This window comes from Pseudoxanthomonas sp. LARHCG66, from assembly GCF_052871755.1.
This window is the reverse complement of sequence record NZ_JBIXJW010000005.1, coordinates 56,780-79,872: the sequence shown is the minus strand read 5'-3', so window position 1 is coordinate 79,872 and position 23,093 is coordinate 56,780. Positions and strand designations below refer to the sequence as shown.

The window sequence follows — 23,093 nt, the reverse complement described above, 5'->3', positions numbered from 1 at the left end:
TCTGTCTCCATGAAATTGCACATCCTGAGTGTCTCCCTCCTGTCCGCATTGGCAGCCAACTCGGCTTACGCCCAATCCACCGGCACCACCTCCATGGGCACGGTGGAAGTCCGCTCGAGTCGCGGTCAACTCACCGCGAATGAGGTACTGACGTCGGTCGACGTTCTTGGCGCCGAAGACATCGAGGACAAGAACGTCTCCCAGAGCTGGGAACTGCTGGGGCTGATGCCCGGCATGCAATTGACCGAGACGCGGCAAGGCGCCGAGTCCGGCAAGGTCAGCTTCCGTGCGTTCAATGGCGAGGGCTATCTCAACGCCATCAAGACGCTGATCGACGGCGTGCCGAGCAACGTCAACAGCGGCAACCAGCGCTTCATCGACATGCTGTTCCCGCTGGAGATCGACTACATCGAAGTCGTGCGCGGCACCAACGATCCCCGCTATGGACTGCACAACATCGGAGGCAATATCAATTTCGGCACGCGGCAGGGCGGCGAATACACCGACATCCGGCTGAACTATGGCAGCTTCGATACGCGCGGGGCCCAAGTGGCGATGGGGCGCGAGCACGGGGACTTCTCGCAGAACTACTTCGTCGGTGTGCTCGCCTCGGACGGCTACCGCGACCACGGCAGTTCAGAGAAGTACTCGATCGGCGGCAAATGGTTCTACGGCAGCCTGGAAGACGGCATGCGGATCGGACTGACTGCCCGCGCCTACCACCATGAGGCCGACGAACCCGGCTTCATGACGGCCGAGGAACTGCTTGCCGAGCGCCGCAATTCGGATCTGCGCAATCGTAACGACGGCGACGACCGCGACATGCAGCAGGCCGCCCTCCACATGGATCTTGGTCTGGGTGAAGGGCTGGTGCTGGGCAGCAAGCTCTACTACAACCGTTACGAAGACGATCGCCGCGTTACCTTCAGTGACCTGCCCACCGGCAATGCGCCCCGGCAGCGCCGCATGTGGGACGAGAAGCACGCCGGCCTGCTCGCCACGCTGACCTGGGCCGCCAGCGACATGCTGACGCTGGAAGGCGGCGTCAACTACGAGCAGCAGGACAATCACTACCGGCGCGAGCGCTTCAACTATGCCGAGCCGACCGACTTCGATGGCGTTCCGGCGCGCATCCAGAACGACGATACCCACACGTTCGACAACTGGGGCGCCTACGTACAGGCGATCTACCAGCCCCTCGATGCGCTGAAGATCGTGCCCGCGTATCGCGTGGACAGGTTTGACGGCAATACCCGCTTGCTCGGCGGCATTCGTGCCCCGCTGCAGGATTACGGCACGATCGGACAGCCCAAGCTCAGCGTGGTGTACGCATTGACGCCCCACACGAACGCGTACGCCAACTGGGGCCGCACGTTCCAGGTGCTCACGGGCGCGACGGCGCCGGCCTACATGACGCCAGGCCAAGCCTCGATGCGGCCGTCGACCAACACGGGCGTCGAAGCAGGCATCAAGTTCAGCCCGTTCGATGGTGTCCAGGCGCGCGTCGCGCTGTGGCAGCAGGATGCGGAGAACGAGGTCTCCAACATGCCCGCGACCGGCACCACCGTGGTGCTGGGCAAGACCCGTCGCCGAGGCGTCGACATGCAGGTCGATGCACGTCTAGGGGAGCGCTGGACGGTCTGGGCCTCGCACGCCTACCAGGAAGCGAAGATCGAACGGGACGGTCGCGCGGCCGGCCTTTCCCTCGAAGGGCGCGAGGTGGCCGCCACGCCTCGCTACATCAGCAATCTTGGTATCGACTTCCGTGCTACCGATGCATTGACCTTCGGACTGCAGGGGCGCGCGCAAGGCGACTACTACCTGGAGGAGCAGAACGTGGCCGGCAAGTTCGGCGGCTTCGCGGTGGTCGACCTGAGCGCGAAGTACCAGATCAATCCACGACTGAGCCTGGACATGCAGGTAAAGAACGCGACCGGGCGCGAATACGTCTACGCCTGGTACGACAGCTTCTTCTGGGAACAGGCGCAGCCGATGTTCTCGCCGTCGTCGGGTCGGACAGTGTTCATTGGCGTCACGCTGAAACTCTGACCTCACCCGCAGGAGAGCGGGTCGACGTTGTCCTACCGCGGAGAGGGTGCAGCGTCGTAGCGCAAACCGAGATAGCGCTGCGCAACAGAAGCGCCTGCGACATCTGATGCTCGAACTGCATGGAAAAAGCGAAACGCCGGCTCGTCTTTGCGGCTAAACGTCCGACACATTGGGTTGTATAGAGGAACAAGGATCACGATATGGCTACACGATTCTTATTGGTTGCCGGGCTCGCATGTGCGAGCTTCCCTGCGCGGGCGAGCGACGCTGTCTTATTGGACAAAGTGACCGTTCTTGGCGAGGCAACAAGTCAGCTGGATCAAACGACGACGGCTGGCTCGAAGCTTGGACTGACCATCAGGGAAACGCCCGCCAGCGTGGAGGTGATCGATGCAGCTACCATCGAGAAACGGGGAGACAGCACTATTCTCAGGGCTGTCACCAAGACTGCGGGCATCGTGGGCGGATCATCGGGGCATGGAACGACGGGCAACTACTCGGTCCGGGGATTCTCAGGCTATCCGGGGATCGATCTCCTGCAGGATGGAGTGAAACTCAACGGAACCATTTTCTCGAAACGAACGCTGGACGTGTCCAACTTGGATCGGATCGAGATCATAAGAGGCGCTTCATCAGTACTGAATGGAGGAGGCAGCATTGGCGCGACGGTCAACCTGGTCACGAAGAAGCCGACATTCAGTGAGGAGAGCACGGAACTTGGTCTCAGGGTGGGAAGCCATGACAGCTACAGGTTCAACTTCGGGCACGCCGGTGTAGCCGTCGAAGATACGCTTGCCTATCGGCTTGACGGCGTGACGAGGCGCATCGGAACCGACTACGACGGAGAAAAGAGAACGCTTGACTCTCTGAGCGCGTCGATGATCTACAACGTGAGTGACGGACTGCTCGCATCATTGTCCGTGGAAAAATCCACGGATGACGGAACGCATGACTATCAAGGGACGCCGCTGATCAATGGAGTGCTGGACAGAAGTGTCAGAAGGATCAACTACAACAACCTTGAAGATGGGATTGACTCCGGGGAGAGCCTTTGGCTGCGAAGCGGTCTTGAGTGGCGGCTGGCCAGGAATTTGGAGTTGAAGAATCAGCTCTACTACCAGACGGCCAGCTCAGACATAAGGAGGCTGTACCTAGCGGTGCAGAATCCGGCCGATCCGAGCATGATCAATCGAAGGGGGTATGACTCCAGCCAGGACCAGACGCTCATCGGCAACAGGCTTGACCTCGTTGGCTCTGGCAGCCTGCTGGGGCTGGAAAACAAGTTCGTTGTCGGCGTCGATGCGAGCAGGCTGGAGTTGCACCGGCAACAATCGACATATGCGGGACTGATCATCCCGACGCCCATCTACAACCCGGCCAAGCTCTACTACAGCGATTTCTTTACCTCGACCACTGACGACTACAAGAAGCCCGACGTCGACATCGAGATGAACCAGGTTGGTGTCTATGTCGAGAATCAACTGAGTCTGACGGACGACCTCAAGCTGGTAGGCGGCCTGCGGCATGATGCTTACGACATCGATTATGACTTCAAGCAAGGCCTAAGCAGCCCGATCAGTCAGTTCATCAACAGGAAGCACAACAAGCTCTCGTACAGAGCGGGCCTGGTGTTAGATGTCACACCGGAGTCGACCTTCTACGCATCTTACGCATCATCGTTCGAGCCTGGTGACGCCAGCGCCAGCTTTCTTACGGTGAGCGCCGCGCAAACGAAGCTTGATCTAACGAAAGCGGAGCAGCAGGAATTGGGCTGGCGGACGTCTATCCTCGATGGGGCAGCGGAGTTCACGGCCAGCGCATACCGCATCTCGAAGAAGAACATGTTGGTGAGCAACCCGACGCCGGGAGCAGGACTGCTGAGCGTGGGAAAACAGACTGCGAAGGGTCTTGAACTCTCGTTGTGGCTACGGCCGGTCGACGAGTGGCAGATCGATGCGAACCTTTCCTACGTCGACTCAAAGTACGATGATTTTGTCCACAACGGCGTTGACTACTCTGGAGTAACGCCAAGCTCCATTCCCGACTACGTGGCCAATTTTGGCGTCAGCTATGCGCCGAACCGAAGCCTGAGTCTCGGGGCCTGGTTCAGGCATGTCGCGTCCATCCGTACGGACAACATCGGGTTCTCCAACTCGGTGACGCTGCCCGCCTACACCACGGTTGACCTGACGCTCGCCTACGCGTATGGCAGAAACACTACTTTCTCGCTTCTTCTCAGAAACCTGACCGATGAGTTGTATGCCACGACCGCACGTCGGGATACCCAGGTATTTCTCGGCGAGGGTAGAAGCCTCGAGCTCGGAGTGAACTTCAGGTTCTGAGAGTGCTCCTTTCAGGCACTGGATTCTCCAGAACTCCCTGCCCCCCTTGTGTGATGCGACCGGTGTGCCGCATCGCACTCGACGAGGTCGACCGAGATGCAGCCTGATCAGCAGAACGGTCTTGGGAGTTCGCTACGCCTTCTGAGGTCAATGCGCGATCCGACCACTGCGCCCCTCTTGCTTGTCTGACCTTCTAACTCTCTTTCCCGTCCAGGCGGGCCACCCCCTCTCCAGGAATCTTGATCTATGTCGCGCCATCCTCGCGCCCGTCGTCGGCTGTTTCCCTCCCTCGTACTTGCCAGCGCCATTTCCGTGGCGCTGTCCTCGGTCGCAGTTGAGGTCCACGCCGCCGACGGAAGCGCATACAACGTCCGCGTGTTCGACATTCCTGCCCAACCGCTGGACGCGGCGTTGGCGCAGTTCCAGACCCAGTCGGGCGCCACGCTGCAGCTGCCGCCAGGACTGACAGGGCCCGGATCGGCCGTGCAGGGTTCGTTGACGCCGGACGCCGCCCTGCGACAGTTGCTGGCGGGAACGCCATGGCAAGCGGTGGTCCGCCCTGGAGGAGCGTATGCGCTGGTGCCTTCCCCCGATGGCGATGCGTCCGGGACCCTGGTCACCGCGCCGCTTTCGGTACAGGGAAGCGGGGACGCAGACGGCGCCTATCAAGGAAAGAGTGAGTATGACGAGCGATCACTCAATGCGATTCCGGCCAGTCATGGCCAGATCACCAGCCTGCTGCGCATGAATCCTGCCGTTCAACTGGATGGCGGTGCCAACAGCAGCAACCGGCCCGGCGATCTCGAGCCGGCGGACATCAGCATCCACGGTGCGGCGTTCTGGCAGAACCTGTTCATGGTCGACGGCATGTCGGTGAACAACGACATCAATCCGTCCAATCGCGAGTATGCCTACGTCAATGCGTCGGCGACCGAACTGCACGGTAACACCAGCCAGGGCATCGCGCTGGATACCGGCTTGGTCGACCGCGTCGTCGTCTACGACAGCAACGTTCCCGCCGAGTATGGTGGCTTCAACGGTGGCGTGATCGATGCGGTCACGCGCATGCCGAGCAAGGACTACCACGGCAGCGTGTCGGCCACCCACACGCGGAGTTCGTGGGCGAAGTACCACCTGGATGATTGGAAGAAGGACGAGGTCTATGACACGCCCGCCATTGCAGATGGCTACGTGCGCAACCAGCCCGAGTTCGCTACTACGACGTGGCGCCTGAACCTGGAAGGTCATCTTACCGATACCTTCGGGCTGCTCGGCAGCTTCACCCGCAAGCGTTCGGATATCTACAACCAGCGCATGCTCAACGAGTCTATGGAACAGGGCGGAGCAAGCCTTCCTACCTTCACCAACGTCTTCCGGCAGATCGACAACTACTTCCTGAAAGGGGTATGGACCCCGACCGACCGCGTGATGCTGGAGACAGTGGTCAACTACGAACCGCGCCAGAGTGAACACTTCAACCGCAATGCGATGAACGGCGATTTCATCATCGATGGTGGCGGCGCCAATGTGGGCATGACGCTGATCTACGAAGGGGATCGTGTCGTGCAAACCCATAAGCTCAGTGGTTCCTTGCTGGAGCATTCGCGCACTGGTGGTCCGGGGTGGTTCGCCCGTTGGCGGCATTCGCCCGAGATCAATTGGGGCGAGCGCCGCCCCACCGGCCTGGCCTTGTACGGCACCTTCGGCAATCTGCACCAGGAACAGGAGAGCGTGGGCTACCAGGCTAAGTTCGAATGGTCGCCGGTCCAACTGTTCGGCGGTGACCATCGCTTCGCGGCCGGCGTGGGGCTGTCCCGCACCGAGGCGCTGTACGAGCGCAAACAGCAGTACACCGACCATGGTGTGGGGGCGCTTCGCCCGACGCGGACCTGCGTCGATGCCAACGGCGTGCTCGATGACCGTCACTGCTCGACATCGCCGCTTACGTTCCCGGAGGGAATGCCGGCATCTTCAGGCTTCCGACCCGGTGATGGTCAATACGCCAACCAGGTCTTTCTCTACAAGGCGGGCCGATTCGATGTCGAGCAGAACACCTGGACGGTGTGGGCAGAGGACGACATGCGCGTCGGCAATGCTCGTTTCCGCCCGGGCGTGCGCATCGACAGCGACGACTATACCGACAAGACCACCGTCGCTCCCCGATTGGCGTTTGAGTACGACTTTGCCGCCGACGGCAGCAGCCGCCTGATCGCGGGCATCAACCGCTATTACGGGCGCAACATCTTCGACCGTGCCCTTCGCGTGGGGCGCGAGTCGCTGGAGTTCACCATGTCACGCGGGTCGAATCTTGTGTGGTCGACGCCGGTGTCCACGGCGCTCAACACCACCGTGCTGGGCGATCTGGACGTACCGTACGACGATGAGTGGACGCTCGGATTCCAGAAAATCGCATGGAATACCGCCTTCGACCTCAAGTACGTCAAGCGCAAAGGGCGCGACCAGATCATCACGGTCCGGGTCGATGGGCCCGTACCTGACCCCACGGTTCGGCAGACCTTCCACTACGCCTACGAGAACATCGGCTACAGCGATACGGACAGCGTGTCGCTCACCGTGCAGCCCCAGCGCGAGTTCGAGTGGGGTGGGACGAGCACCCATGCGCAACTGATCGCCAACTGGACCGACATCGAGCGTTCTCACAACGATCCGGATGGCGCCCGATATGGCTACAACTACTTCATCCAGTACCGGGGTCAGGTCTTCCGCTACAACGAGCGCCCAGTGGAGAACTTCGCCCGCCCGTGGACGGTGCGCATCATGACGCAGACCGAGATACCGGCACTGGACCTGACGGTCGGAAGTTTCTTGAGCTGGCGCGGCCCTTACAAGGCTGCGTGGTACACGGGCGAAAGCGCGGAGTATGAAGGTGACCAGATCGATGTCTACGAGCCGCGCGACTTCGGCACGGCGATGACATGGGATCTGCGTCTCGCTTGGGCAAAGCGTCTGGGCGTGAAGCAGGAGACGGTATTCGCCAATCTCGATGTGACCAATGTGCTCAACCGGCGCAACGTGGCCAGCCATATCGACGATTTTGCCGGGGGCTACGAGGAATACGAGCTGGGTCGCCACTTCCAGCTGGAACTTGGCTATCGCTTCTAAGCGACGAACCGGGCAGGCGGCCCCTGTCGCCTGCTTCGTCCAAACCATTGCTCAGGACGCCCTCCATGTTGCCGTTTACCGCCACTGCCGGGGCTGCCCGCGCTCCCGACACACTGACCGCGTGGGGGATGTTTGTCCATGCGGACATCATCGTGCAGACAGTCATGGTGGGGCTGGCGCTGGCCTCACTGGTCACTTGGACCGTGCTGCTCGCCAAGTCCTGGGAGTTCTCCCGTGTGCGCCGCCGATTGGGCGAAGCGCGCGACCAGGTGCTCGCCGCCGCTCGGCTGAGCGACATCGAAGGCGCAGATGCCCTGCAGCACGACATCCCCCGGTCGCTGCTCGATGCGGCGATGCTGGAACTTCGGCTGTCGCACGATGTGGAAGACAAGACGGGCGTCAGCGAGCGTGTCGCCTCCCGGCTTGACCGACTGGAAGCCCGTCACCTGCGCGAGCTTCGCAAAGGCGCCAGCGTCCTGGCCACCATCGGCGCGACGGCGCCCTTCGTGGGGCTCTTCGGGACGGTCTGGGGCATCATGAACAGCTTCGTTGGCATCGCCGAATCCAACACCACCAATCTGGCGGTGGTTGCCCCCGGCATTGCCGAAGCCTTGTTGGCCACCGCGCTTGGTCTGGTGGCCGCCATCCCTGCCGTCGTCATCTACAACCACTTCGCGCGAACGCTCGCGGGCGTCAGAGGCGTTCTGGGCGATCTCTCCGCGGGCATCCAGCAGGTGGTTTCTCGGGACCTGGATCGAAGGATGCAGAGGGAAGCGTCATGAAATCGGGTGCTGGCGGGTGCGATGACGAGGATCTCGCGGAGAACCACGAGATCAATGTCACCCCCTTCATCGACGTCATGCTGGTGCTGTTGATCATCTTCATGATTGCTGCGCCGCTGGCTACGGTGGACATTCCCGTGGAACTGCCGGCCAACGCTGCAGAGCCCACGCCTCGTGAGGCTGATCCTGTCTTCCTTACGGTTCAAGCCGACCTGAGCTGGAGCCTCAACGAGCAACCCGTCACGGCGACCAGCCTGCGCAGCACGCTCGACGCCACCACGCAAGGCGATCGCGACACGCGCGTCTTTCTTCGCGCCGATCAATCAGTGTCCTACGCCGATCTGATGGGCGCAATGAATGCACTGCGCGATGCCGGCTACCTGAAGGTCGCGTTGGTGGGATTGGAGCGGGCCGAGGAATGACGGCGTCCAGGCACGCGCTCGTGTGGAGTACCAGTTTTGCCGTGGCGGTCCTCGTCCATCTTGCGGCCATCGCGGTAGTGCTGTGGTGGCGAGCTGCGTCCCCTTCGACAGCGGATCTTGCTGCGGACGCCATCATGCTTGACCTGGCCGCGACGCCCGAGGCGCCGCCCGCGCCACCCACCGACATGCCGTCAAGTCCCTTACAACCGCGGAACGAGCGCCCGCTTCGGGCGGAGCAACCGCGCCTGCAACCCCGCGTCGAATTGCCGACGTTCGACAGTCCTGACGTCCAGAATCCCGACCAGGCACTCGATGAGCCCGAAGGGCCTCCCTCTGAGGAGCCGATGCAGGCACAGGCTCCCCCCAGCGCCGATGCCACACCCAGCACGCGGCTTGCAGCGCGACATACGGTGTCAGGCGCTCGGACAGAGATGGCCGCGACATGGCAGGGGATCCTGCTGGGACATCTCGAGCAGCATCGCCGTTATCCCCGTCAGGCCGAACGCCTGCGCCAGGAGGGCACGGCCCATGTGCGCTTCTCAGTGGACCAACGAGGTCATGTCGCCAACGCCAGGATCGAGCGAAGCAGTGGCAACGCGCTGCTGGACGAAGCAACGCTCGACACCGTTCAGCGGGCCAGCCCTGTTCCGCCGCCACCGACCGAGCTGGCGCCCTACCCCGTCGATGTGATGGTGCCCGTTGAGTTCTACGTCCGAAGACGTTGAACGTTGTCCGGATTCCGCTCCGCGGCCACCGTCGTCCCACCCTTTCCACCCTGAGACAGGAAGATCATGAACTACGCGAAGACACGCCTGAGGATCGCTCCTCTTGTTCTTCTGGCGATCGCCGGCATCACCGCGAGCACGACGTCGCTGGCCCAGACGAACACGAAGCACCAATGCTTCAGCAACGAAGGACTCCCTGCGGAGCTCCAACAGAAGTCGGAGAAGTATCTCCTCGAAGCACTGGACACCGAAGCACTCTTCACGCTGGTGGGTGGTCTCAAGCCCATGAGTTCCGGCTTCTACGACCGAAGGGTATCCACCTCCATTCCCCGCATGAGTGAGGAAGAAGCGACGTCAGTGATGGCCGAGCTCGGATCGCGCCGCGCGTCGAAGATGACGGATGAGCAGAAGGCCCGACTCGCCGAAGCCAAGTCTGCAGCAGATCGCTTCACTGCCCTTCGAGAGGTCGATGATCTGCGGCGGATCGTCTCGACCTGGACATGCGGCGATGAGATCCATGCGGATATCGTGCACTTCGCCACGCCCCATGCGGGCAACCGGCATGTGGAAGGCGTTATTTTCTCTCGACCCGCCCTGACCGACATGATCCAGCGAAAGGAGAAATTCTTCTCCCGCTGGTCGATCACGCCGCACTCTAATCCCATCGAGGCGCTCATGGCCGTCGAGTACGCGCGCGATGCGTCGCGATTCGCCGGCTACGGGTATCTGTTCGGCTACCCCGACGAAGCCGTCGGCTTCTTCGTGGACTCCTCCATCCATCAGGACATGACGGGCGATTTCGTGACGCGTGACTTCCGTGCGATCCCTACGTTCCAGCGCGAGACCGGACAGTTTACGTACGCGGTGCCAAAGGGGACGGACGTTACAGAGGCTGATCTCCGGCTCAAGGAGCGAGCGAGCGCAATCCTCAGCGCCTACAAGGTGCGGCGCGCGCAGTACGTGGGTCCCGGAAAGCCCGGCGTGGCCGCCATGCTGCGCGACTGGTTCTGCCCCACCGACAACAAATGCAGTCCCGCCAACGCAGCGCTCTAGGCAGCCGAATACCTACGCCGATAAGCAGATACTTGAGAGCCAAAGTTGAGGTGCCTGCTCGCGACGCAGGCACCCCATACCCGTCAGAAGCTGGTCTTCAATTTGAGTGATGACATGTGCCGCCACTTGCTGATGCTGAACGGGGCGCCCGGATATCCGAACTCACTGGTATCCGATTGATGTCCGCTTTGGGTCGCGGGAGCTGCCGTGCTCCCTACCCTCGATAAACATCCCTGATCATCCGCGAAGGACAGGCATCACGTTGGCGACGGTAGGAGAGATCTGAGCAGCGCTCCGCCACATGGAACCGCCATTTCCGGCACAGAAGGAGTAGCCCTCGCCTACCCCACGCGTTCGGCAGTAGACCCACGCAGCATCAAAGCAAAGTCCAACGTCAGCCGGTGCTGCACGTCCACGCCATCAATAATGGCAAGCAAGATCTTCACGGCGCGAATACCGATTTCGCGCATGGGTTGGCTGATGGTGGTCAGGGGCGGGTTGAGGTATCGGGATGAGACCAGGTCGTCGAAGCCGACGATCGAGAAGTCTTGTGGCACGCTGAGGCCGAGGTCCCTGCAGGCGGCCAGTACCCCCAACGCCATCTGGTCGCTGAAGCAGAAGGCTGCGGTCGGTGTGCTGGAACCCTGCCCCAGCAGTTGTCTGGCCGCCGCGTAGCCGGACTGCACGGAGAAATCGCCCGGCACGAGTATCAGCTGGCGCAGGCGGCCGCGCGCCCTGGCTGCGGTTCTCGCCCCTTCCAGTCGTTGTTGATGCAGGGGATTCTCGGGTGGGCCACCGACCACCGCGATGCGCTCGTGCCCCAATGCGTACAGGTGTTCCATCGCGGCGCGAGCGGCGGCCGCGTTGTCGATATGGACGCTGGGAATGCCCAACGCCGGATCGAATTCGCAGCCATTGACCACCGGCGCGTGCGGACCCAACTGTTTGACGATCTCGCGTGCCGTCGGCGGCAGCCGATGCCCCAGGACGATCAGGCCGTCGGCCTCGTTGCGGCGAAGCATCTGCGCATAGCGCTCTTCGCGATCCGGCTGGTGCTGGGTATCTCCCAGAAGCACCGCGTAATCGGCCGCCTGTGCGGTTTCTTCCGCGCCTTGAAGTATCTGCGCGAAGAACGGATTCGCAATGTCCGGCACGGTGACCAGAATCTTGCCGCTGCGCTGCGTCTTGAGCGTCCGGGCAATCGTATTCGGGACATAGCCAAGCGCGGCCGCCGCCTGCTCGATGCGCTCGCGCGTCGCCGGCAGCACCTTCTCCGGGCGCGAGAGCGCGCGAGACACCGTCCCTGCCGAGACGCCCACGTGTCTGGCGATGTCGTAGATCGTCGCCATGTCAGCCCCGTCTCCGATGCGCTGCACAACGCATTTGCGTCGGACCCCATGCTAGGATCATGCAATCGATTGCATCAGGGCCGATCGCCGTGAAGACACTCAAGGGTCCCGCGCTCTTCCTGGCGCAATTCATCGGTGACAAGTCTCCTTTCGATCGGTTGGATACCTTGGCCGAATGGGCGGCCGGGCTCGGCTATTCTGGCGTACAAGTGCCCACCAGCGCGCCCCATATCTTCGACCTGACGCAGGCAGCACAGAGCCAAGCGTATTGCGACGATATCGCCGGCATGCTGGACCGGCATGGCATCCGCATCACCGAACTGTCCACCCACCTGCAGGGCCAGCTGGTCGCCGTACATCCCGCGTACGACAGCCTGTTCGACGGTTTCGCCCCGCCGGAGAGGCGCGGCGATCCTTCCGCCCGACAGGCGTGGGCGGTCGGACAGATGGTAATGGCCGCGCAGGCCAGCCAGCGACTCGGACTGACCGCGCATGCCACGTTCTCGGGTGCATTGGCCTGGCCCTATTTCTACCCCTGGCCGCAGCGGCCACCGGGCCTGGTGGAAGAGGCCTTCGTCGAACTCGGACGCCGCTGGCGTCCCATCCTGGACACCTTCGATGCCCATGGCGTCGACCTCTGCTATGAGATCCATCCCGGCGAAGACCTGCACGACGGTGCGACCTTCGAACGGTTCCTCGACGCAGTGGACCATCATCCGCGCGCCAAAATCCTCTACGACCCCAGCCACCTGCTGCTGCAGCAGATGGACTATCTTGGCTTCATCGACCGCTACCACGAACGCATCGGCATCTTCCACGTCAAGGACGCCGAGTACCGCGCCAGTGCGCGCAGCGGCGTCTATGGCGGCTACGAGAACTGGATCGACCGTCCCGGCCGCTTCCGCTCGCTGGGCGATGGCCAGATCGATTTCAAGGCCATCTTCTCGAAGATGGCGCAGTACGATTTCCCCGGCTGGGCCGTACTGGAATGGGAGTGCTGTCTGAAACATCCGGAAGACGGCGCGCGCGAAGGCGCCGCCTTCATCCGCGACCATCTGATCCGGGTGACCGAGCGCGCCTTCGACGATTTCGCCGACAGCGGTGCGAGTCGGGAAACACTGCGCGGCATGCTGGGGCTCTGACCGAACACCGACCTGGGAGGGGAAGTCATGACGTTCGCCATGTCGCGCCTGAGCGCGATGATGTTCCTGCAGTTCTTCATCTGGGGGGCGTGGTTCGTCACCCTGGGCACGTATCTGGTGCAGGGCCCGCTGAAGGCCAGCGCAAGCCAGGTCGCCACCGCCTTCCTCAGCCAGTCCATCGGCGCCATCGTCGCGCCGTTCCTGGTCGGATTGATCGCCGACCGCTACTTCGCCGCGCAACGCATCCTGGCGGTGCTGCACTTGGCCGGGGCGGTGCTGATGTGGTTCGCGTCCACGGCTACGAGCTTCGACGCGTTCGCCGCGTATGTGATGGCCTACATGCTGTTGTTCATGCCGACGCTGGCCCTGGCGAACAGCGTGGCGATGCGGCACATGCAGTCGCCCGAAAAACAGTTCCCGCCCGTGCGGGTCGCGGGCAGCATCGGCTGGATCGTCGCCGGCGTGCTGATCGGCTGGCTGGGGTGGGAACAGGCACACCGCCTGGAGCTCACCTTCCGCATGGCCGCGGCTGCCTCGCTGATGCTGGGACTGTACGCCTTCACCCTGCCCCACACGCCGCCGCTCGCCCAGCAGCGCAACGCTTCGCTGGGCCAGATCCTCGGCCTGGACGCGCTGCGCCTGCTGAAGTCGCGCTCGTACCTGGTGTTCTTCCTGGCCTCGATCGCCATCTGCGTGCCGCTGTCGTTCTACTACAACTTCACCAATCCGTACCTCAACGACCTGGGTGTGCGCGGTGCGGCCGGCCTGCAGTCCCTGGGTCAGGTGTCCGAGGTGCTGCTGATGCTGGCCATGCCCTTCCTGTTCGCGCGGCTGGGCGTCAAGACCATGCTGGCGATCGGCATGGCGGCGTGGGTGTTGCGCTACGGGATGTTCGCCTATGGCGACGCCGGCGGCGGGTTCGCGCTGCTTGTCATCGGCATCGTGCTGCACGGCATTTGCTACGACTTCTTCTTCGTCACCGGCCAGATCTACACCGACGCCCACGCGGGCCCGTCGGTGCGCAGCAGCGCGCAAGGGTTCATCACGCTGGCCACCTATGGTGTGGGCATGTTGATCGGCACCTTCCTGTCCGGTGCGGTCGTTGAGTACTACACCACGGCGGCGGGCCCGGACTGGCAGAAGATCTGGCTGTTTCCCGCGGCTGTGGCCTTCGTCGTGCTGGTGGCCTTCCTGCTGCTGTTCCGCGAGCGGCCGGTTTCCGCCGGTGCGCCTTCCACGTCGTCCGCCAGCTGAGGAGCCGTCGCATGGGCAAGCTCGGGGTCGCCATCGTCGGCACCGGAATGATCGGCGCCGTGCATCGTCGCGCGGCCTTGCTGGCCGGCGCGGTCGTGCGTGGCGTCAGTGCGTCATCTCCGGAACGTGGTGCCGAAGTGGCGGAAGCATGGGACGTGCCGCGCGCCTATCGCGACATTAGTGACGCCCTCGCCGACCCGGAGGTGCAAGTGGTGCATGTATGCACCCCTAATCACCTGCACCGCGCGATGGCGCAGGCCGCGCTGGAAGCCGGCAAGCATGTGATCTGCGAGAAGCCCCTCGCCACCACCCTGCAGGATGCCGAAGCGCTCTCCGCGTTGGCGGCCTCCACCGGCCTAGTGGCGACGGTGCCGTTCGTCTACCGCTATCACCCGGTCGTTCGCGAAGCGCGCGCGCGGATAGCTCACGGTGACCTGGGGCCGCTACGGCTCATCCATGGCAGCTACCTGCAGGACTGGCTGCTGGACCCGGCCAGCAACAACTGGCGCGTGGATCCGGCGCTGGGCGGCGTGTCGCGCGTTTTCGCCGACATCGGCTCGCACTGGTGCGACCTGGTGGAATGGGTCAGTGGCGAACGGTTCGTGGACGTCAGCGCCGCCTTCGAAACGGTGATCGCGCAGCGCGCCGCCGCCACCGGGCTGAGTTTCTCAACGCCCGCGGCGGGCGGCGCGATGCAGCCGGTATCCAGCGAAGACGTGGCCGCGGCGCTGTTCAAGACCGGCAACGGCACGCTGGCCTCGTTGACCGTCAGCCAGGTGTCGGCCGGACGCCGGAACCGCCTGTGGTTCGAAATCGACGGTGCGCAAGCCAGCGTGGCCTTCGATCAGGAAGACAGCGAACGGCTCTGGATCGGACTGCCCGACCAGCGCGAGGAGATCTTCGTGCGCGGTCCGGGAGCGGGAAGCGCCGAACAACGCCGGCTGTCGGTGCTGCCACCCGGTCACGCGCAGGGCTATGGCAACTGCTTCGACGCCTTCGTCGCCGACACCTACCGCGCCATCGTCGCTGAGCGACCTGAAGGGCTGCCGACATTCGAAGACGGACTGCGCTCGGCACTGATCGTCGACCGCGTCATCGCCTCGGCCAGGACGCGCGCCTGGACGTCCATACCTTGATCGACCTGGGACACGAGCGCCGCTTCTTCCTGTCTGCAGGTCTTCGAACCTGGAGTGCATCATGACCATCACGCCCTTGCGCAAAATCGCCGCCACCACGCTGCTGTGCCTGTCCGCCCTGTCCGCCTTCGCCAAGGACGCCGCCATGCCGCCCAAGCCCATCGCCGTGCAGATGTACACACTGCGTCATGTGGCCTCGCTCGATGAGCAACTGAAGATCGTGCACGACGCGGGCGTGCGGGCGGTGGAAACCGTCGGCACGCAGAACGTCAGTGCCAACGAACTGAAGCGGTTGCTGGACAGGTATTCGATCAGGGTCATCTCCAGCCATGTGCAGCTGGCGGACCTGCGCACGGACCTGGATGGCGTGGTCGCCTTCAACCAGGCGATCGGCAACACCGTGCTGGTGGTGCCCTATCTGGGCGAACAGGAGCGGCCGACCGACGCGGCCGGCTGGACGGCCCTGGGCGAGGAACTGGCGGGCATCTCGAAACGGCTGCAAGCCAGGGGCATGACCCTGGCGTACCACAATCACGACTTCGAACTGGTGGATTTCGCCGGCAAGACGGGACTGGATCTGCTATTCGAAGCGGCGGGCCCAGGATTGAAAACGGAGCTGGATCTGGCCTGGGTGGCGCGCGCCGGGCTCGATCCAGCGGCGACGCTTGGCAAGTTCCGCGGGCGCCTGTTCGCGGTCCATGCCAAGGACAACGCAGCCACGGGCCAGGCGCAGGATGAAGGAGGGTTCGCCCCCGTCGGCCAGGGCGTGCTGGACTGGGGATCGATCCTTCCTGCCGCCAAGGCGGCGGGCGTGCAGTGGTTCATCGTCGAGCACGATCAGCCGCGCGATCCTTCCGCGGTGGTGAAAGCCGGCGCAGACTATCTCTACAAGCACCTGCCTGCGGACGCAGCGCGCTGAATACCGGAGTGATCCCCATGGGGAAATTCGTCAAGTTGGCCAGCCTGTCTGTCGTGGTGGCCGCCTCCGTCGCGGTCCCGGCGATCTCGGGAGGCCCGCAGGATGCGGCGGCCGGTGCCCGGCTCTACGCCACCCAGTGTTCGGCCTGCCACGGCGCGGAACGTGCCGGCATTCCGGGCACCTTCCCTGCCCTCACTGACGTGGGCAAGCGGCTGGACGAAAAGCAGATCAGGGAGAAGATCGTGAATGGCGGCGGGCTGATGCCGCCCTTCAGCCAGCTCTCGGAAAAGGAAATCGACGACCTGGTCGCCTTCCTCAAGCAATAAGCGAAGACGGATGAGCGTCCAGCGCGCAGCTCAGAGTTCGCGCATCCAGATGTTGCGGAAGCTGACCCTGGCATCGTGATCCTGCAGGTAGATCGGGGCGCAGCTGTGGGGCGGATACGAGGGCGCGCCGATGTATTCGGTCTTGCCCGACACGACCGTATCGTTCTGCACCAGCACACCGTTGTGCAGCACGGTGATGCGCGCCGGTGAGACCAGACCGCCGCCAGCGGAGAAGCGCGGCGCCTTCCAGATGATGTCGTAGACCTGCCATTGGCCCGGTGCGCGCGAGGCGTTCACCAGCGGAATGGCCTGCTTGTAGATCGATGCGGCCTGCCCGTTGGGATACGTGGGGTTCTCGTAGCTGTCCAGCACCTGCAGTTCGTAGACCTCTTGCAGGAAAATGCCGCTGTTGCCGCGCTGCTGTCCATCGAGCCCCCGGGTCTCGACAGGCGTGCGCCATTCCACATGCAGCTGGATATCGCAGAAGCGCTGCTTCGTGCGGATGCCCTTGCTGCCCGGCACCACCGTGAACGCGCCGTCGGCCACCACCCAGCGCGCCTCGCCGCCCTGCTCGCCCTCCCACGCCGACAGATCCTTGCCGTCGAATAGCACCACGGCATCGGACGGGGCGGCATCGCGGGGCGTGGCGACCATCGCCGGGATCGGCTTCCAGACTTCGGTCTTGGCAGGGTCGCGCTGCGGATCACCGGCAGCCTGCGCGATGGCGGGCGCTGCGGCCAACACGCAAGGGGCCAGCAGGCAGGTCGCCATCAGCATGGGTCTTGTCATCGGGGTCATGGAGGTTCTCGTGAACGCGCGGGGCGTGGACGGACGGTACAGGCCGCTCATTCGGTGGCCCATGCCGGCGTGCCCGGCGTGTAGCCCAGTTCGCCGTCGTAGCGGCCCGGCACGGGCACGTACCGCAGCGCCTCAGTCGCGCCCGGGCGCGAGGTGAAGAAACTGAAGATCACCAGCTGCTTGAGCATCGTGAAGTAGTGCGGCGTCAGCGGCCCCGGGTTCACACCGCCCTCCTTCGCGGTGGTACCCAGCCCCGCCCTGGCCTCGGCATCCAGCGCACGCAGCAGTGTGGCGCGCGCGTCCCGCGACAGTGAGAGGAACCCTTGCCCGCCACGCCGATCCAGATCGGCCAGACCGTCGCGGAAGATTGCCTGGTTCTGCGGCGTGTAGCAGTCGGCCACGTACCGGGCCATGAACGCGCCCGCGCCCGCATCTTTGGCCCCCGGCGTCCTGGTCCGCGGCAGGATGGTATCGGCCACCTCGTCCAGCAGCGCCACATCGACTTCGGAAAAGGCGCTCGCAGCGCCGGCAACCGGCGCCTGCGCGTAGGAGAACGCCGGTATGCCGATCATGGCCGCGCCGGTGGCGGCGGCGATCATCTTCAGGAGTTCCCGGCGTTCCATCACAGATTCCCCGCCTTGAGTTCTTGCACGGCGTGGTCCGCCGCACGCGCCGTCAACGCCATGTAGGTCAGCGACGGATTCACGCAGGCGCCTGAGGTCATGCAGGCGCCATCGGTGACGTAGACGTTCGGCGCATCCCATACCTGGTTGTGCATGTTCAGTACCGACGTTTTCCGGTCCCGTCCCATCCGCGCGGTACCCATTTCGTGGATACCCATGCCCGGCGCGTAGTCATCGTCATGCACCCGGACGTCCTTGATGCCTGCGGCTTCCAGCATCTCCGCGGCATCGGCGCCCATGTCCTTGCGCATCGCGAGCTCGTTCTCGCGCATGGACACGTCCATCGCCAGCACCGGCAAACCCCACTTGTCCTTGCGTTCGGGGTCCAGGGTGATCCGGTTGTCGTGATACGGCAGCATCTCGCCGAACCCGGTCATGCCGATGCGCCACTCGCCCGGCTGGGTCAGCGCCTCCTTCAGTTCCGCACCGATACTGAGCTCGGCGATCTCGCGCGACCATCCGGTGCGGCTGGCGCCGCCCTGATAGCCGAAGCCTCGCATGTAGGCGCGCTTGTCGCTGCCGACGTTGCGGAAGCGTGGGATGTAGAAACCGCACGGACGGCGACCCGAGTAGTACTTGTCCTCGTAACCATCGACACGACCCGAGGCACCGACACGGAAATGATGGTCCATGACATTGTGTCCCAGCTCGCCCGAGGAGGAACCCAGGCCGCCTTCCCAGACATCGGTGGCCGAATTCATCAGTAGCCAGGTGGAGTTGAACGAGGACGCATTGAGGAAAACCACTTTGGCCGTGTACGCGTAGGTCTGGCCGTTCTCGGCGTCGATGATTTCCACCCCTCGCGCGCGCTTGCGGTCCTTGTCGTAGAGCACCTCCTTGACGATCGAGAACGGCCGCAGCGTCAAATTGCCCGTCTTCATCGCCGCCGGAAGCGTGGCCGACTGGGTGGAAAAGTACGCGCCGAACGGACAACCTAAAACGCACTTGTTGCGGTATTGGCAGTTCACCCGGCCCTGTTCGGGCTTGGGCTGGGTGATGTTGGCGGTGCGCGAGTGGATGAGGTGGCGCGTGCCGCCGAAGGCCTGATTGATCCGCGCGGCTACGTCCTTCTCGACGATGTTCAAAGGAATGGGCGGCAGGAATTCCCCGTCGGGCAGGACGTCCAGGCCTTCTCGGGTACCGGCGATGCCGGCGAACTTCTCGACGTGGTCGTACCAGGGCGCGATATCGGCATAGCGGATCGGCCAGTCGGTGGCGATGCCCTCTTTCAGGTTTGCCTCGAAATCCAGATCCGACAGGCGATAGCTCTGCCGGCCCCACATCAGTGATCGGCCGCCGACGTGGTAGCCGCGGTACCAGTCGAAGCGCTTGGTTTCCGTGTAGGGGCAATCCTGCTCGTTCGCCCACATGTCCAGCGTGTTCTCGCCCAGGCCGCCGTCGCGCACGCGGACCGGGAACCTGGCCCGCATCTCCTGGGTGGGATGATTGCGATGCGGGTAATCCCATGACTCCTTCATCGCGTTCACGTAGCCTTTGACGTGTTCGATGTTACGGCCGCGCTCCAGCATCAGGACTTTGAGGCCTTTCTCGGTCAGTTCCTTGGCAGCCCAACCGCCGCTGATTCCCGAGCCGACGACGATGGCGTCGTAGTGATTGTCTGCCATGGGATTTCCCTGGTGGATATCGGATTCAGATGTCGCAGAGGCGCACGGCCTCGCGCAGCGAGGCGATGGGATCGGCGGCGGTGGGCATGAACTCCTGCGCCACGTAACCGTCGAAGCCCGTATCGCGGATGGCGCGGCAGATGGCTGGATAGTTGAGTTCCTGGTCCTCGCCGATCTCGTGCCGGCCAGGCACGCCCGCGGTGTGGTAATGCCTGAAGAACGCGTGGTGCTTGCGGATCGTGGCGATCACGTCGCCTTCCATGATCTGCATGTGGTAGATGTCGTAGAGCAGGCCGAAATGATCGGAGCCCAGCCGCTCGCACAGCGCCACGCCCCAGCCGGAGCGGTCGCACAGATAGTCGGGGTGATCCACCTTCGAGTTCAGCAACTCCATGACCAGCATGACGCCGCGCTTCTCCGCATGGCCCAGGATCCGTTTCAGGCCGGCTTCGGCGTTGACCAGGCCCTCCTCAGGATCCATGCCGTTGCGATTGCCGGAGAAGCAGATGAGGTTGCGATAACCGGCGTCCGCCACCAAATCGATGTGGCGGGTATAGCGCTCGACCAGTTGATCGTGGAACTGGGTGGCGGCGAAGCCTTTATCCAGACCAAGCTCTGCGCCGTTGCACATCGAGCTGAACACGCCATGCGCTTTCAGCGTCAGCCAGTCCTGCGGGCCGACCAAGTCGATGGCGGCAAAACCTATGCCCTTCACCGTCTCGCACAACTGGGCAATCGACAACTTCGGGAATGTCCAGCGGGCGACGGAATGTTTCAGCGTGCCTTTGAGCGGCGCCGCTGCACCGGTGCCGGACACCAGGCCGGCACCGACCAGCCCAGCGCTGCCCAACATGGCGGCGCGCAGCGCATCCCGGCGCGTGAATCCCCCGCCTTGCGCGCTCATGGATCCAGCCACGGCCGGCGGACGCTCGAAACTATCGTTCGAGACATCGCTGCCATCGCGAGGCATGCACCGGACGAGATGCAGCATGCCGTTCTGATCGAATAGACATACATCGATATCCCGGCCTCCCAACCGGCGCGAAGCTTCAAAGATTCGCCTCAATGCAATCGATTGCACCATAAAGCAGCCGAACACTCCGATGCAAGACGCCACGCACGAATTCCCATGCTGCAGAGCACAACAATTCGAACCTTGCATGAGCTCGACAGCACGATTGCCGGCAAGCGCGTTTGCAGCGCCATGCCCCTCTTTGCCATACGCATGACTCATGACAAACAGTGTGCTGGCAGGCGGTCATCAGCGGCTCCACCGTGTGCACGAACGGACCGGCGCAGTTGAGCGGCACGTCGATGTCCTGCAGCCCGCGCCTGACATCGGCCAGGTCATCGAGAGTGAACATGCGAGCCTGCAGCGGCTCTTCGTCACGTCCGGCAAGGACGAGTGCCGGCCCGATTTCCTTCGCCCGTGCGGCGGCCACGCAGGGTGTCGCCGGTGCGTCGTGAACCATCATCTTCTGCGTGTTTTTTTCCTCGCCGGTTCACAGTACCCGAGTCCCGCCACGCTCCGCGCAGTTAACGTATCGCTTGCTAGACTCGCCCATGCACTACGTCCGCCCAGTTCTGTCCGATTCACTGCCATAAGGATCCGAACTATGCGCAAGGGCTCTGCCTTGCTGGTCGATGCGCTTGAGAACGAAGGCGTGGACCGTATCTTTGGCGTACCGGGGGAGGAGAATCTCGACTTCCTGGAGTCGCTCCGGACCTCACGCATCGAACTCGTCCTGACGCGTCATGAACAAGCAGCCGCCTTCATGGCGGCGACGCATGGGCGGCTCACGGGTAAGCCAGGCGTCTGCCTCGCCACGTTGGGCCCGGGCGCACTGAATTTCTCGACCGGTGCAGCCTATGCCCATCTCGGGGCCATGCCGATGATCCTTCTTACCGGCCAGAAAGCCGTGATGAGCGCCAAGCAGGCTCGTTTCCAGATCGTGGATATCGTCGCGTCGATGAAGCCACTGACCAAGATGACGCGCCAGATCGTCAGCGCGGCGTCCATTCCCGCTACCGTGCGTGATGCGTTCCGCGTTGCCACGGAGGAGAGGCCGGGGCCGGTGCATCTCGAGCTGCCGGAGGACGTCGCCGCCGAAGAGGTCGAAAGCGCCCCCGTCATTTCGGTGCACCCGATCGAGCGTCCCCTCGCCCCTCCTGCCGCGCTCGACCGGGCGGTGGAGGCCATCCTCGCCGCCAAGCGCCCGCTGGTGATGATCGGCGCGGCCGGCAGCCGGCCGTGGCTGACCGAGGCGTTATCGACCTTCGTGATGCGTACCCGGCTCCCCTTCTTCAACACGCAAATGGGCAAGGGTGCGGTCACTGGCGGCTCCAACCTCTACATGGGCACCGCCGCGCTCTCGGAGGGCGACTATGTCCACGAAGCCGTCGAGCGTGCCGACCTGATCGTCGCCATCGGCCATGACACGGTCGAGAAACCTCCCTTCCTCATGAAGAACAGCGGCGGACCGCAGGTCATCCATGTCGGCTACCAATCTGCCACGGTCGAGCAGGTCTACCATCCGGATATCGAGGTGATCGGCGATGTTGGAGCCTCCGTCGAAGCGCTCGCCGAGCGGCTCGAAGGCCGCCTGTCTCCCGACGAAGGGATGATCGCGCTGCGCCAGAAGATCCTTGCCCGCCTCAACGACCGCGCCGAAGAGGATCGCTTCCCGGTCACGCCCCAACGCCTCGTCCACGATGTGCGCGAAGTCATGCCGGACGATGGCATCGTCTGTCTCGACAATGGCATGTACAAGATCTGGTTCGCCCGCAACTACCGCACCCATGTCGCCAATACGCTGCTGCTCGACAACGCGCTCGCCACGATGGGTGCGGGCCTGCCTTCCGCGATGATGGCGGCGATGCTCTATCCACATCGTCGCGTCATGGCGGTCTGCGGCGATGGCGGCTTCATGATGAACTCGCAGGAGATGGAAACGGCCGTGCGGCTCGGACTTAACTTGGTCGTGGTCATCCTGAACGACAGTGCGTACGGCATGATCCGCTGGAAGCAGGCAGTCGATGGCTTCGCGGATTTCGGCATGCGCTTCGGCAATCCCGACTTCGTGCGTTATGCCCAAGCTTATGGCGCGAAGGGTTCGCGGGTGACCGCAGTCCAGGATCTCGTGCCGACGCTCGAAGCCGCCTTCGCCGGTGGCGGGGTTCATCTGATTGACGTGCCGATCGACTATTCCGAGAACACGCATGTGCTCGTCGACGAATTGCGCAATCGGAAACCCGGCCTGGAGTGCGCGTGAGCGGATCTGTCGCGACGCCATCGGTCGTCAATGACGGCTTGCAAAGCCGCGCAGAGAATGGCGCCCCGCTTCTCCCTCGAGCATCTGACGTGT

General features: G+C 63.4%; 18 protein-coding genes. 13 read left to right on the top strand and 5 right to left on the bottom strand.

What is annotated here, in order from left to right:
- Positions 1-9 precede the first annotated feature (9 nt).
- The 7 genes from ACIPRS_RS15260 to ACIPRS_RS15230 all read left to right on the top strand — a co-directional run bounded on the left by ACIPRS_RS15260 (position 10) and on the right by ACIPRS_RS15230 (position 10,496).
- Positions 10-2,049, top strand: coding sequence for a TonB-dependent receptor (locus tag ACIPRS_RS15260; RefSeq protein WP_446539158.1), 2,040 nt, complete (start codon positions 10-12; stop codon positions 2,047-2,049).
- A 200-nt stretch (positions 2,050-2,249) separates the two neighbouring features.
- Positions 2,250-4,391, top strand: coding sequence for a TonB-dependent receptor (locus ACIPRS_RS15255; RefSeq protein ID WP_446539157.1), 2,142 nt, complete (start codon positions 2,250-2,252; stop codon positions 4,389-4,391).
- Positions 4,392-4,886: 495 nt separating this feature from the next.
- Positions 4,887-7,514 carry a hypothetical protein gene (locus ACIPRS_RS15250; protein WP_446539156.1) on the top strand — a complete coding sequence of 876 codons (2,628 nt, stop codon included), beginning with the start codon at positions 4,887-4,889 and terminating at the stop codon, positions 7,512-7,514.
- 65 nt (positions 7,515-7,579) lie between these two features.
- Positions 7,580-8,296 (top strand): tonB-system energizer ExbB, encoded by a 717-nt coding sequence (gene exbB, locus ACIPRS_RS15245; protein WP_446539155.1) that lies wholly within the window; start codon positions 7,580-7,582, stop codon positions 8,294-8,296.
- On the top strand, positions 8,293-8,718 hold the full coding sequence (exbD, locus tag ACIPRS_RS15240; RefSeq protein ID WP_446539154.1) for a TonB system transport protein ExbD: 426 nt from the start codon (positions 8,293-8,295) through the stop codon (positions 8,716-8,718). Before exbB ends, exbD begins: the two co-directional genes overlap by 4 nt.
- 134 nt (positions 8,719-8,852) lie before the next feature.
- The gene (locus ACIPRS_RS15235) at positions 8,853-9,443 is read left to right on the top strand and encodes an energy transducer TonB family protein (protein WP_446539153.1); all 591 of its coding nucleotides are present in this window, start codon (positions 8,853-8,855) and stop codon (positions 9,441-9,443) included.
- Positions 9,444-9,509: 66 nt separating this feature from the next.
- Positions 9,510-10,496 carry a hypothetical protein gene (locus ACIPRS_RS15230; protein WP_446539152.1) on the top strand — a complete coding sequence of 329 codons (987 nt, stop codon included), beginning with the start codon at positions 9,510-9,512 and terminating at the stop codon, positions 10,494-10,496.
- Between the two features lie 341 nt (positions 10,497-10,837).
- Here ACIPRS_RS15230 and ACIPRS_RS15225 read toward each other — a convergent pair whose 3' ends face one another.
- Entirely contained in the window at positions 10,838-11,845 is a 1,008-nt protein-coding gene (locus ACIPRS_RS15225; protein WP_446539151.1) for a LacI family DNA-binding transcriptional regulator, read from the bottom strand.
- 89 nt (positions 11,846-11,934) lie between these two features.
- Between ACIPRS_RS15225 and ACIPRS_RS15220 the strand changes: the two genes are divergently transcribed.
- The 5 genes from ACIPRS_RS15220 to ACIPRS_RS15200 all read left to right on the top strand — a co-directional run bounded on the left by ACIPRS_RS15220 (position 11,935) and on the right by ACIPRS_RS15200 (position 16,622).
- On the top strand, positions 11,935-12,987 hold the full coding sequence (locus ACIPRS_RS15220) for a sugar phosphate isomerase/epimerase family protein (protein WP_446539150.1): 1,053 nt from the start codon (positions 11,935-11,937) through the stop codon (positions 12,985-12,987).
- Between the two features lie 27 nt (positions 12,988-13,014).
- Positions 13,015-14,241, top strand: a complete 1,227-nt coding sequence (locus ACIPRS_RS15215; protein ID WP_446539149.1) for a nucleoside permease — start codon at positions 13,015-13,017, stop codon at positions 14,239-14,241.
- Positions 14,242-14,252: 11 nt separating this feature from the next.
- Positions 14,253-15,377, top strand: coding sequence for a Gfo/Idh/MocA family protein (locus tag ACIPRS_RS15210; protein ID WP_446539148.1), 1,125 nt, complete (start codon positions 14,253-14,255; stop codon positions 15,375-15,377).
- Positions 15,378-15,438: 61 nt separating this feature from the next.
- Positions 15,439-16,296 carry a sugar phosphate isomerase/epimerase family protein gene (locus ACIPRS_RS15205; RefSeq protein WP_446539147.1) on the top strand — a complete coding sequence of 286 codons (858 nt, stop codon included), beginning with the start codon at positions 15,439-15,441 and terminating at the stop codon, positions 16,294-16,296.
- 17 nt (positions 16,297-16,313) lie between these two features.
- Complete coding sequence (locus ACIPRS_RS15200) at positions 16,314-16,622, top strand: c-type cytochrome (RefSeq protein WP_446539146.1); 309 nt, start codon at positions 16,314-16,316, stop codon at positions 16,620-16,622.
- Between the two features lie 30 nt (positions 16,623-16,652).
- Here ACIPRS_RS15200 and ACIPRS_RS15195 read toward each other — a convergent pair whose 3' ends face one another.
- Genes ACIPRS_RS15195 through ACIPRS_RS15180 form a run of 4 tightly spaced genes read right to left on the bottom strand, consistent with a single transcriptional unit; the run spans position 16,653 to position 20,581 of the window.
- Complete coding sequence (locus ACIPRS_RS15195; protein ID WP_446539285.1) at positions 16,653-17,411, bottom strand: 3-keto-disaccharide hydrolase; 759 nt, start codon at positions 17,409-17,411, stop codon at positions 16,653-16,655.
- 56 nt (positions 17,412-17,467) lie between these two features.
- The gene (locus ACIPRS_RS15190) at positions 17,468-18,043 is read right to left on the bottom strand and encodes a gluconate 2-dehydrogenase subunit 3 family protein (RefSeq protein WP_337732244.1); all 576 of its coding nucleotides are present in this window, start codon (positions 18,041-18,043) and stop codon (positions 17,468-17,470) included.
- The gene (locus tag ACIPRS_RS15185) at positions 18,043-19,728 is read right to left on the bottom strand and encodes a GMC family oxidoreductase (RefSeq protein WP_337732245.1); all 1,686 of its coding nucleotides are present in this window, start codon (positions 19,726-19,728) and stop codon (positions 18,043-18,045) included. The genes ACIPRS_RS15190 and ACIPRS_RS15185 overlap by 1 nt, the downstream gene beginning before the upstream one ends.
- Positions 19,729-19,753: 25 nt before the next feature.
- Entirely contained in the window at positions 19,754-20,581 is an 828-nt protein-coding gene (locus ACIPRS_RS15180) for a hydroxypyruvate isomerase family protein (RefSeq protein ID WP_446539284.1), read from the bottom strand.
- A 763-nt stretch (positions 20,582-21,344) separates the two neighbouring features.
- Between ACIPRS_RS15180 and ACIPRS_RS15175 the strand changes: the two genes are divergently transcribed.
- Positions 21,345-23,000 carry an acetolactate synthase large subunit gene (locus ACIPRS_RS15175; RefSeq protein WP_446539145.1) on the top strand — a complete coding sequence of 552 codons (1,656 nt, stop codon included), beginning with the start codon at positions 21,345-21,347 and terminating at the stop codon, positions 22,998-23,000.
- Positions 23,001-23,093: the final 93 nt, after the last annotated feature.

What these genes read in the sequence shown, in the direction of transcription:
- ACIPRS_RS15260 (WP_446539158.1), top strand. Translation starts at nt 10, where the DNA reads ATGAAATTGCACATCCTGAGTGTCTCCCTCCTGTCCGCATTGGCAGCC.
- ACIPRS_RS15255 (WP_446539157.1), top strand. Translation starts at nt 2,250, where the DNA reads ATGGCTACACGATTCTTATTGGTTGCCGGGCTCGCATGTGCGAGCTTC.
- exbB (WP_446539155.1), top strand. Translation starts at nt 7,580, where the DNA reads ATGTTGCCGTTTACCGCCACTGCCGGGGCTGCCCGCGCTCCCGACACA.
- exbD (WP_446539154.1), top strand. Translation starts at nt 8,293, where the DNA reads ATGAAATCGGGTGCTGGCGGGTGCGATGACGAGGATCTCGCGGAGAAC.
- ACIPRS_RS15235 (WP_446539153.1), top strand. Translation starts at nt 8,853, where the DNA reads ATGCTTGACCTGGCCGCGACGCCCGAGGCGCCGCCCGCGCCACCCACC.
- ACIPRS_RS15230 (WP_446539152.1), top strand. Translation starts at nt 9,510, where the DNA reads ATGAACTACGCGAAGACACGCCTGAGGATCGCTCCTCTTGTTCTTCTG.
- ACIPRS_RS15225 (WP_446539151.1), bottom strand. Translation starts at nt 11,845, where the DNA reads ATGGCGACGATCTACGACATCGCCAGACACGTGGGCGTCTCGGCAGGG.
- ACIPRS_RS15215 (WP_446539149.1), top strand. Translation starts at nt 13,015, where the DNA reads ATGACGTTCGCCATGTCGCGCCTGAGCGCGATGATGTTCCTGCAGTTC.
- ACIPRS_RS15210 (WP_446539148.1), top strand. Translation starts at nt 14,253, where the DNA reads ATGGGCAAGCTCGGGGTCGCCATCGTCGGCACCGGAATGATCGGCGCC.
- ACIPRS_RS15205 (WP_446539147.1), top strand. Translation starts at nt 15,439, where the DNA reads ATGACCATCACGCCCTTGCGCAAAATCGCCGCCACCACGCTGCTGTGC.
- ACIPRS_RS15200 (WP_446539146.1), top strand. Translation starts at nt 16,314, where the DNA reads ATGGGGAAATTCGTCAAGTTGGCCAGCCTGTCTGTCGTGGTGGCCGCC.
- ACIPRS_RS15195 (WP_446539285.1), bottom strand. Translation starts at nt 17,411, where the DNA reads ATGACAAGACCCATGCTGATGGCGACCTGCCTGCTGGCCCCTTGCGTG.
- ACIPRS_RS15190 (WP_337732244.1), bottom strand. Translation starts at nt 18,043, where the DNA reads ATGGAACGCCGGGAACTCCTGAAGATGATCGCCGCCGCCACCGGCGCG.
- ACIPRS_RS15185 (WP_337732245.1), bottom strand. Translation starts at nt 19,728, where the DNA reads ATGGCAGACAATCACTACGACGCCATCGTCGTCGGCTCGGGAATCAGC.
- ACIPRS_RS15180 (WP_446539284.1), bottom strand. Translation starts at nt 20,581, where the DNA reads ATGTTGGGCAGCGCTGGGCTGGTCGGTGCCGGCCTGGTGTCCGGCACC.
- ACIPRS_RS15175 (WP_446539145.1), top strand. Translation starts at nt 21,345, where the DNA reads ATGCGCAAGGGCTCTGCCTTGCTGGTCGATGCGCTTGAGAACGAAGGC.